Raw genomic sequence first — 9696 nt, 5'->3', positions numbered from 1 at the left:
CGTCGTGGAGCGTTGCGGCGCCGAGTCCGCCAAGTCCGAGATCGTCCACAGCATGGACGAGGCCCTCGCCGCCGCGGAGAAGCTGGGCCTGGCCGGCGTCGACCTGTTCGTCCGTACCCCGGCCAAGGCCGCCGAGCACGCCGACCTCGCGCGCGGCTTCGGCCTGACGCCCCGCGTCCGCCTCCTGGAGGACTTCCCGACGGCGGCCGGCGGCTTCCGCGCCGTCGTCGCCACGCTGCCCCCGCGCGCCGCGGACCCCACCGCCGGCTCCCTGGCGGCCGCTGTGCCGGGAGCGCAGGACGGTGAAACAGTGGGGAGTTCAGAACCCGCACCGTTGCCCCCCCTGCTGGACGCCGCCTACGACCCGTGGCCGTCCGCGCTGGCGCTGGCCTGGCAGCAACAGGGAGGCCAGGTGGTCAGCGGCCTGGAGATGCTGCTGTATCAGGCCGTCGAGCAGGTCCGCCTGTTCACGGAGCGTATCCGCCCTGACGGGACGGAGCCCGACTGGTCCGCCGTCATCGCCGCGATGGCCTCCGCCATCGACCTTCCTGAGCGCTGAATCTGGTCACACGGTCCGGAAGCCTGTGCGGACCATGAGAGAATCGAATCCATGGTGCGCTGGTTGACAGCGGGCGAATCACATGGGCCCGCACTCGTTGGAATCATTGAAGGGATGCCTGCGGGCATCCCCCTGACCACCTCTATGGTGCAGGACGCCCTGGCGCGCCGGCGCCTGGGCTACGGCCGTGGTGCCCGCATGAAGTTCGAGCAGGACCGGGTCACCCTCGTCGGTGGTGTCCGCCACGGTTCCACCCTGGGCTCCCCGGTCGCCATCGAGATCGCCAACACCGAATGGCCGAAGTGGGAGAAGGTCATGTCCGCCGATCCCGTGGACGCGGACGAGCTCGACGGCCTGGCCCGCAACGCCGCCCTCACCCGCCCCCGCCCCGGCCATGCTGACCTGGCCGGCATGCAGAAGTACGGGTTCGATGAGGCCCGGCCCCTGCTGGAACGCGCCTCCGCCCGTGAGACCGCGGCGCGCGTGGCCCTGGGCACCGTGGCCTCCTCCTTCCTGGCGGAGCTCGGCATCCGCACCGTCTCCCACACCACGGCGGTCGGCACGGTGTCCGTGCCGGACGGCGCCGAGCTGCCCGCGCCGGAGGACGTGACCGCGCTGGACGCGGATCCGCTGCGGTGCTTCGACAAGTCCACGTCAGACGCCATGGTCGCCGAGGTCGATGCCGCCCACAAGGAGGGCGAGACCCTCGGTGGTGTCGTCGAGGTCCTGGCCTACGGCGTGCCCGTGGGGCTAGGCAGCCATGTCCACTGGGACCGCCGTCTGGATTCGCTGCTCTCCGGTGCCCTCATGGGCATCCAGGCCATCAAGGGCGTGGAGGTCGGAGACGGCTTCACCACGGCCGCCCGCCGTGGCACCGCCGCCCACGACGAGATCGTCCGGGGCCCAGGCGGTCATCCGATCCGCACGTCCAACCGGGCCGGCGGCATCGAGGGCGGCATGAGCACCGGGGGAGTGGTCCGTGTGCGCGCGGGCATGAAGCCGATCGCCACGGTTCCCAAGGCCCTGCGCACCGTGGACACGGCCACCGGCCAGGACACGAAGGCCCACCACCAGCGCTCGGACGTGTGCGCCGTGCCGGCGGCCGGCGTCGTGGCCGAGGCCATGGTCAGTCTCGTCCTCGCCCAGGCCGTCCTGCAGAAGTTCGGGGGAGACTCCGTGGCGGAGACGAAGCGGAACCTGGACTCCTTCGTGGCCTCGCTCGAACCGCTGCCGGTCTCTGAGGCGGACACGGCGGCCGAGCTGGCTGAGGCGCCCATGGGTGACCCGCTGCAGTGAGTTCCACAACCGGAGGCGGCCCTGGGTGGTCACCTGGCCGGCGGATCGTCCTCGTGGGGCCCATGGGCTCCGGCAAGTCGACCGTCGGACTCGTCCTGGGCCGCGAGCTGGGCCTGCAGCGCCTGGACGCCGACGACCTCTTCGTGGCCCAGCACGGTGCCATCTCGGACTACTTTTCCCGCCATGGTGAACCCGCCTTCCGCCAAGCGGAGGAGGAGGTCATCGGCGAGGTACTCTCCCGCGCCGAACCCTGCGTTCTGTCCCTGGGTGGAGGAGCGGTGCTCAGCGCCCAGACCCGCGACCGGCTGCAGCACGGATCCCATGTCGTCTACCTCACGGTGGCGGAGGACGCGGCCCTGGCACGCCTCAACGGCGGCCTCGGCCGGCCGGTCCTCGCGGGGAATCCCGGCCGCACCTGGCGCCGTATTCTCGCCGAACGCCATGCCTTGTACCGTGAGGTGTCGCAGTGGACGGTGGACTCCACCGGCCGCTCCACCGAAGAACTGGCCACCCATATCATCAGCCTCGTCCGCCAGGCCGAGACGACCACCCCGACCACAGGAGCTGTCCATCCATGACTGAGCCGAACACCCCGTCCACCGAACCCGTCCCGGACGATGCCACCGTCATCCCCGTGGCCGGCGGATCGGGGTCAGCGGGCACCGGCGGCTATGACGTCGTGGTGGGCAAGGGCCTGCTGGGGCGCCTGCCGGGCATGCTGGGACCCTCGGTTCGCCGGGTTCTGGTCATCCACCCCCGGGCGTTGCGAGCCACGGGCGACGTGGTCAAGGCGGACCTGGAGACGGCCGGTTTCCAGGCACTCACCGCGGAGATCCCGGACGCCGAGGAGGGTAAGCACATCCAGGTTGCCGCGTTCTGCTGGCAGGTCCTGGGCCAGAACGACTTCACCCGCTCGGACGCCGTGGTGTCCGTGGGCGGCGGCTCCGTCTCCGACGTCGCCGGCTTCGTAGCGGCCACCTGGCTCCGCGGGGTCCGTGTGGTGCACTTCCCCACCACCCTCCTGGGCATGGTGGACGCCGCTGTGGGTGGCAAGGCCGGCATCAACACCGCTGAGGGCAAGAATCTGGTGGGTGCGTTCCACCCGCCCGCCGGCGTCCTCGCCGACCTGGACACGCTGCTGACCCTGCCGCCGAACGAGCTGGTGTCCGGACTCGCGGAGGTCGTCAAATGCGGCTTCATCGCGGACCCGGAGATCCTCACCATCATCGAGTCCTCCCCGGAACAGGCCCAGAACCCGCACTCGTCCCAGCTGCGCGAACTGATCGAGCGTTCGATCGCCGTCAAGGCGCAGGTGGTGTCCAATGACCTGCGGGAGGCCGGCGCGCGGGAGATGCTCAACTACGGCCACACCCTGGCGCACGCCATCGAACTGGCCGAGCGCTATCAGTGGCGCCATGGCGCCGCCGTGTCCGTCGGCCTGGTGTTCGCGGCCGAACTGGCGCGCTCCGTCGGACGTCTCGATGATGCCACCGCCGATCGTCACCGCACGATCCTGGAGTCGCTCGGCCTGCCGACGTCGTACTCCTCCGGCCGCTGGGAGACGCTGCTGGACGGTATCCGCAGGGACAAGAAGAACCGCGGTGACCAGCTGCGGTTCGTGCTCTTGGACGGCCTGGGCAAGCCGACCACCTATGACGTCCCGGACGCCTCGCTGCTGTTCGCGACCTATCAGGAGATAACTGAGTGATCGCCGGGTAGACCGGTGATGATCCGGCGTGCCGACGCCATCGCCTAGAATGGTCGACTGGACTTCCAGCGAGACCCGCCGACGCCATCGACTGGCCCCTTACCGACAGACGGAGATTGACAGTGGCAACCAGCAACGACATCAAGAACGGCACCGTGCTGAAAATGGACGGCCACCTGTGGAACGTCATCGAGTTCCAGCACGTGAAGCCGGGCAAGGGCGGGGCGTTCGTCCGCACCAAGATCCGGAACATCACCACCGGCAAGCTGGTGGACAAGACCTTCAACGCCGGTGCCAAGATCGAGACCGCCACTGTGGACCGCTCGGACTACGAGTACTTGTACATGGACGGCGAGGACTACATCTTCATGGACACGGACACCTACGACCAGATCCCGGTGAACCCGGCTGTCGTGGGCAACGCCGCCAACTTCATGCTGGAGAACCAGAAGGTCACCATCGCCATGAACGAGGGCACCCCGCTGTACCTGGACATGCCGCCGTCCGTGGTCTTGGAGATCACCTACACCGAGCCGGGCCTGCAGGGTGACCGGTCCTCCGCCGGCACCAAGCCCGCGACCCTCGAGACCGGCTACGAGATCCAGGTCCCGCTGTTCGTGGATCAGGGCACCAGGGTCAAGGTGGACACCCGCACGGGTGACTACCTGGGCCGTGTGAACGACTGACGGGACGACTGACCAACTGTGAGCGCACGAGGCAAAGCCCGGAGGCGCGCGCTGGAGGTCCTCTTTGAGGCCGAACAGCGCGGGACCAGTCCGGATGAGGGCATCACCTCCCGCAGGGCATCCACGGCACAGGTGATCAACCCGTACACCGTGGAGATCATCCGGGGCGTGGTGGCCGAACAGGAGAGGATCGACGAGATCCTGTCCTCCTACGCCCAGGGCTGGACCCTGGACCGCATGCCGGCAGTGGACCGCGCCATCCTCCGGATCGGTGCCTGGGAACTGCTGTTCAACGACGAGGTTCCGGACCGCGTGGCGGTGGCCGAAGCGGTCACGATCGCCAAGGAACTGTCCACGGACGATTCCCCGGACTACGTCAACGGCCTGCTCGGCCGGATCCAGCAGCTCAAGCCGACGCTGTTGGACTGACCGGCCCGCCGGGCCTGATCGCGCCGAAGAGCTCCTGCCGCTGCTGGACCGTCTCCTGGAGTAGCCGGAGCTCTTCGGCGCTGTTGGCCTGGACATCGTGGCCTCGTTCGATCCGGTGCCGCAGGGCCGCCAGGCGTAAGACGGTCTGCTCGAAGGCGCGGTGCTGGCTCCGGGCCCCGTGCCTGCCGGCCCATCGACGGCCCTGCCGCCGTCCCGGGGCCGTGCCGAAGAGGGCGATCTCCTCCGGCCACAGCCATCCCGCCGCTTCGTAGCGGCCCAGCATGCTCTGGGTGAGGCGTCTCTCGGCCCGCAACAGCAGCACGACGGCGGCGATCGCCGCGATGAAGAGCGGGACCTGCAGCACCAGGTAGAACGTGAAGAAGTCGTCGAAGATTAGGGCCAATCCGCCGTTCCACAGGAAGTGCCCGGCTACGGCCGGGACCAGTCCCACCAGGAACCAACCGATCCAGCCGGCCCGGCCGAGCCGGTCCCTGGTGACCTGCCGCTGCGCGGCCACCCCCAGGAAGAACCCGATCCACACGGTGAACAGCACATGGGCGAAGGGCGAGAACAGTCCCCGCAGCACGAAGGTGAACGCCAGCTCGGTTCCCCACCCGGCCTCGGTGTAGGCCGTGCCGAAGTACAGGATGTTCTCCGTGAACGCGAAACCCGCCGCCACCATGCCGGCGTAGACCACCCCGTCCACGGGACCGTCGAAGTGCCGGCGGGCCGCCAGGAAGATCACCACGAGGCCGGCGCCCTTCATGGCCTCCTCGATCACCGGGGCCTGCACCACCGTCCCGAAGGTGTCCGAGTCCAGCGAGGACAGCCCGCTGAAGGTCTCCATGAACACCTCGCCCAGTGCGAGGGTGCCGAGCACGGACACCCCCGCGCCCCACAGGAAGGCGAAGGCCAGCCAGCCGCGGGGCTCAGGATCCCAGCGGTCGACCCACAGCAGCGCGGCCACCACGATGCCGAGGGGGACCAGGGCCAGCAGCCCGACCACGAAGAGCGTCTCGGTGCCCAGGACGCCGACCAGGAACAGAACCACCAGTGCGCCGACGGCCGCGGCCGCCACGAGCAGGGCGATGTCCCAGGCGTTGGAGCGGCGGTTGCGCCGAGCGATCAGGTGCGCCGGGGGATAGGCGGCGGACGACGGGCCGGAGGACCCCGGGTGGCCGGCCGGGGTCAGTGGTCCTGGCCTGTTGGGCGGGAGTGGTGTGGAGCGGTTCACCGGCTGCGTCATGGAACCATCCTGACACCAGGTCGCCCCGCCGCGGTGATAGTGTTGACGCCGGACCAAACACACCCCACCCGGGGTTGCGTTTCCTTTAAGTTCCGTCCTGTGAGGCGGGGAAGGAGGCATGTGTGCAGGCTGAGAGCCGCGCTGTGCGCACCGTCCGGAATGTCCTTTCCGCGGCGGATATCGATCGGGCACTGACCCGGATCGCCCACGAGATCCTCGAGGCGAACCGTGGGCCCTCCGGCCTGGTCATCCTGGGCATTCCCCGCCGCGGCGTCCCCCTGGCCGAGCGTCTGGCCCGCAAGCTCGCCCGCATAGAACCGGACTTCGACGCCGGCTCCTCGACCGGTGAACTGGACGTCACCCTCTACCGGGACGACCTGCGCCGCTCCACCTCCCGCACCCCCGCGCCGACCCGCCTGCCGGACACCGGAATCGACGGCGCCACCGTGGTGCTCGTGGACGATGTGCTCTATTCCGGGCGGACCATCCGTGCCGCCCTGGACGCCCTCAACGACTTCGGCCGCCCGGCCGCCGTCCGTCTCGCCGTCCTCGTGGACCGTGGCCACCGTGAATTGCCGATCCGTGCCGACTTCGTGGGCAAGAACCTGCCCACCTCCACGGCCGAGCGCGTCCAGGTCCGACTCGTGGAGATCGACGGGCCGGGCGGCACCGCCGAGGTCACCGAGGACGCCGTCTCGATCACCGACCACGCGGAGGCCAGCGTCCGGGGTGAGGCCCGGTGAAGCACCTGCTGTCCACCCAGGACCTCTCCCACGCCGACGCATTGCGCATACTCGACACCGCCGAGGAGATGGCTACGGTCTCCGGGCGCGAGGTCAAGAAGCTTCCCGCCCTGCGCGGCCGCACCGTGGTCAACCTCTTCCTCGAAGACTCCACCCGGACCCGGATCTCCTTCGAGGCTGCAGCCAAGCGCCTCAGCGCGGACGTCATCAACTTCTCGGGGAAGGGCACCTCCGTCTCCAAGGGCGAATCCCTGAAGGACACCGTCCAGACCCTCGAGGCCATCGGCGCGGACGCGATCGTGATGCGCCACTGGGCCTCCGGGGCAGCAGCCCAGCTCGCCGACTCCGGCTGGATCCGGTCGGCCGTGGTCAACGCCGGGGACGGCACGCACGAGCACCCCACGCAGGCGCTGTTGGACGCCTTCACGCTGCGCCGCCACCTGGCGCTACGGAACGGCACGGAGCCGCACGGCGCGGACCTGGCCGGGATGAAGGTCGTCATCGTCGGGGACATCCTGCACTCACGGGTGGCCCGCTCCAATCTGTGGCTGCTGACCACGCTCGGGGCCGAGGTCACCCTGGCCGCCCCGCCGACCCTGGTACCGGTGGGTGTGGAGGACTGGCCCTGCACGGTGACGTACTCACTCGACGAGGCCCTGGCGGGCGCACCGGACGCCGTGATGATGCTGCGCGTCCAGTCCGAGCGCATGCATGACGCGTTCTTTCCTTCGGCCGCCGAGTACACCCGGTCCTGGGGACTGACGGATGAACGGCTCGGGATGCTGGAGGCCAGCGGTGTGGAGGACGCGGTCATCATGCACCCGGGTCCCATGAACCGCGGCCTGGAGATCTCCGCGGCGGCCGCGGACTCCGCGCGCAACACGGCCCTGGAACAGGTCGCCAACGGCGTCTCCGTCCGGATGGCCGTGCTGTATCTGCTCCTGTCGGCCTCCGACAGCCCCGACCCGTCCACCCCGACCACACCGTCCAACCGGAAGGCCACCGCATGAGCGCCACCTTTGACCCCCGCAACAGGTACCTCATCACCGGCGGCACCCTGCCGGATGGCACCACCTCGGATGTCCTCATCGAGGACGGCCTGTTGGCCGCCGTCGGGCAGGACGCCCGCGCGCGCGGAGGCGCGACGCCCTCGGCTGAGGCAGCCGAGACCATCGACGCCACCGGCCGCATCATCCTGCCCGGGCTCGTGGACCTGCACACCCATCTGCGCCAGCCTGGCCGTGAGGATTCGGAGACCGTGGAGACGGGCACCCGGGCGGCCGCCCTCGGCGGCTTCACCTCGGTGCACGCCATGGCGAACTCGACGCCGGTCGCGGACTCGGCGGGCGTCGTCGAGCAGGTGTGGCAGCTGGGCCGCGAGGCCGGCTGGTGCGATGTCCATCCCGTGGGCGCCGTCACCGTGGGCCTGGGCGGCGAACGCCTCGCGGAGCTCGGTGCCATGGCGCAGTCCCGGGCGGAGGTCCGGGTGTTCTCTGATGATGGCATGTGCGTCTGGGATCCGGTGCTGATGCGCCGGGCACTGGAGTACGTGAAGGCCTTCGACGGCGTGATCGCCCAGCATGCCCAGGAGCCGAAGCTCACCGACGGCGCCCAGATGAACGAGGGCGCCCTGTCCTCGGTCCTGGGCCTGGCCGGTTGGCCCGCCGTGGCGGAGGAGGCCATCATTGCCCGGGACGTGCTGCTGACCCAGCACGTGGGCTCTCGGCTGCACATCTGTCACGTCTCCACCGCCGGCTCCGTGGAGATCATCCGCTGGGCCAAGGAGCGCGGGATCGAGGTCACCGCCGAGGCGACCCCGCACCACCTGCTGCTGACCGAGGAGCTCGTCCGCACCTACAACCCGGTCTACAAGGTCAACCCGCCACTGCGCCGCGAGGAGGACGTGATGGCGTTGCGCGAAGGCCTGGCCGACGGCACGATCGACACGATCGGCACCGACCACGCCCCGCACACCGCGGAGAACAAGGAATGTGAGTGGACGGTCGCGGCCATGGGCATGACCGGCCTGGAGACCGCACTGCCGGTGGTCCAGCAGGCGCTCGTGGACACCGGGTTGATGGACTGGGCGGGGATCTCACGGATCCTCAGCTCGACGCCGGCCCGCATCGCCCGTCTGGCGGACCAGGGCCGGATTTCCCCGGAGGGCGTCTTCGAGCTCGGCGCCCCCGCCAACCTCACCGTCTACGATCCCTCGGTCACCCGGGCCGTGGACCCGGAGTCGCACGCCACAAAGTCCCGCAACAGCCCCTTCCGGGGGATGGAGCTGCCCGGCCAGGTCACCGACGTCTTCAACCACGGGCACCCGGTGGTGCGTGACCGCGCCCTGGCCACGTCCCGGGCGCAGAACCAGCAGAACCAGCACCAGCAGCAGACAGGAAGCGCTCAGCAGTGAACGATGATTTCAGCGCCGAATACACCCTCATCGCGTTTCTGACCGGCCTCGGACTGGTGGTGATCGTGGCCCTCATGTGGTGGGGATGGCGCAACCGCAAGCGACGCCAGCAAGACATCGCAGCCCCCGCCTCTGTGCCCGCCGACGTCCTGGAGTCCGAGCCCCTCGCCGGGGCCGAAGGCATGTACGTCACCACGGTGCGGGGGCGGGACTACCTGGACCGGATCGCCGTCCATGACCTCGGATTGCGCACCAACGCCCGGTTGGAGGTGCATCGTTCCGGCGTGGCCCTGCTGCGGGAGGGCGGGTCCAACCTGTTCATCCCGCAGGCCGACCTGCGCCAGGTAGGCCTCGACTCCGGCATGAGCGGGAAGTTCGTGGAGAAGGGCGGCCTGCTGGTGGTCTCGTGGAGTTTGGGTGACCACGAGGTCTCCACGGGGTTCCGGACCCGCAGCGCCGATGACCGTGACCCGCTGCTGACCGCCATCCAGGCCCTCGTCGACGGTGGGCTCCCGGCCGCCCCGATGGCCGCCTCCGCGCCCTCACCCGACGCCTAGAACCGGCCTATGCAGCACACGCCGCACACCACCCCGCACACCACCCCCCACACACCCGC

At 69.7% G+C, this 9696-nt stretch carries 10 protein-coding genes and 1 pseudogene; 10 read left to right on the top strand and 1 reads right to left on the bottom strand.

The window, feature by feature from the left end:
• The 6 genes and pseudogenes from ABD134_RS04985 to nusB all read left to right on the top strand — a co-directional run.
• A pseudogene (locus ABD134_RS04985) lies at nucleotides 1-559 on the top strand (hypothetical protein); the annotation flags it as partial.
• Nucleotides 560-610: 51 nt separating this feature from the next.
• The gene (gene aroC / locus ABD134_RS04980; protein WP_344227216.1) at nucleotides 611-1855 is read left to right on the top strand and encodes a chorismate synthase; all 1245 of its coding nucleotides are present in this window, start codon (nucleotides 611-613) and stop codon (nucleotides 1853-1855) included.
• Nucleotides 1852-2433, top strand: a complete 582-nt coding sequence (locus tag ABD134_RS04975; RefSeq protein WP_344227214.1) for a shikimate kinase — start codon at nucleotides 1852-1854, stop codon at nucleotides 2431-2433. Before aroC ends, ABD134_RS04975 begins: the two co-directional genes overlap by 4 nt.
• Entirely contained in the window at nucleotides 2430-3563 is a 1134-nt protein-coding gene (gene aroB, locus ABD134_RS04970; protein ID WP_344227212.1) for a 3-dehydroquinate synthase, read from the top strand. The genes ABD134_RS04975 and aroB overlap by 4 nt, the downstream gene beginning before the upstream one ends.
• 122 nt (nucleotides 3564-3685) lie before the next feature.
• Nucleotides 3686-4249 carry an elongation factor P gene (gene efp / locus ABD134_RS04965; RefSeq protein ID WP_344227210.1) on the top strand — a complete coding sequence of 188 codons (564 nt, stop codon included), beginning with the start codon at nucleotides 3686-3688 and terminating at the stop codon, nucleotides 4247-4249.
• An 18-nt stretch (nucleotides 4250-4267) separates the two neighbouring features.
• The gene (gene nusB / locus ABD134_RS04960) at nucleotides 4268-4678 is read left to right on the top strand and encodes a transcription antitermination factor NusB (RefSeq protein WP_344227208.1); all 411 of its coding nucleotides are present in this window, start codon (nucleotides 4268-4270) and stop codon (nucleotides 4676-4678) included.
• Here nusB and ABD134_RS04955 read toward each other — a convergent pair.
• Nucleotides 4656-5924 (bottom strand): PrsW family intramembrane metalloprotease, encoded by a 1269-nt coding sequence (locus ABD134_RS04955; RefSeq protein WP_344227206.1) that lies wholly within the window; start codon nucleotides 5922-5924, stop codon nucleotides 4656-4658. The genes nusB and ABD134_RS04955 overlap by 23 nt on opposite strands.
• A gap of 122 nt (nucleotides 5925-6046) precedes the next feature.
• On the opposite strand from ABD134_RS04955, the gene pyrR reads away from it, so the two are divergent.
• From pyrR to ABD134_RS04935, 4 genes are read left to right on the top strand one after another with little or no spacing between them, the layout of a single operon-like run.
• On the top strand, nucleotides 6047-6667 hold the full coding sequence (pyrR, locus tag ABD134_RS04950; RefSeq protein ID WP_344227204.1) for a bifunctional pyr operon transcriptional regulator/uracil phosphoribosyltransferase PyrR: 621 nt from the start codon (nucleotides 6047-6049) through the stop codon (nucleotides 6665-6667).
• On the top strand, nucleotides 6664-7677 hold the full coding sequence (locus ABD134_RS04945; RefSeq protein ID WP_344227202.1) for an aspartate carbamoyltransferase catalytic subunit: 1014 nt from the start codon (nucleotides 6664-6666) through the stop codon (nucleotides 7675-7677). The genes pyrR and ABD134_RS04945 overlap by 4 nt, the downstream gene beginning before the upstream one ends.
• Nucleotides 7674-9080 (top strand): dihydroorotase, encoded by a 1407-nt coding sequence (locus ABD134_RS04940; protein ID WP_344227200.1) that lies wholly within the window; start codon nucleotides 7674-7676, stop codon nucleotides 9078-9080. The genes ABD134_RS04945 and ABD134_RS04940 overlap by 4 nt, the downstream gene beginning before the upstream one ends.
• Nucleotides 9077-9637: a PH-like domain-containing protein gene (locus ABD134_RS04935; protein WP_344227198.1), complete on the top strand. Its 561-nt coding sequence runs from the start codon at nucleotides 9077-9079 to the stop codon at nucleotides 9635-9637. Before ABD134_RS04940 ends, ABD134_RS04935 begins: the two co-directional genes overlap by 4 nt.
• The last annotated feature ends 59 nt before the right edge of the window (nucleotides 9638-9696 follow it).

It is taken from the genome of Citricoccus alkalitolerans (genome assembly GCF_039528175.1).
GTDB lineage: Bacteria > Actinomycetota > Actinomycetes > Actinomycetales > Micrococcaceae > Citricoccus > Citricoccus alkalitolerans.
The sequence above is the reverse complement of the archived record's forward strand: the minus strand, read 5'-3'. Positions and strand labels throughout refer to the sequence as shown.

What these genes read in the sequence shown, in the direction of transcription:
- aroB (WP_344227212.1), top strand. Translation starts at nt 2,430, where the DNA reads ATGACTGAGCCGAACACCCCGTCCACCGAACCCGTCCCGGACGATGCC.
- aroC (WP_344227216.1), top strand. Translation starts at nt 611, where the DNA reads ATGGTGCGCTGGTTGACAGCGGGCGAATCACATGGGCCCGCACTCGTT.
- ABD134_RS04955 (WP_344227206.1), bottom strand. Translation starts at nt 5,924, where the DNA reads ATGACGCAGCCGGTGAACCGCTCCACACCACTCCCGCCCAACAGGCCA.
- ABD134_RS04940 (WP_344227200.1), top strand. Translation starts at nt 7,674, where the DNA reads ATGAGCGCCACCTTTGACCCCCGCAACAGGTACCTCATCACCGGCGGC.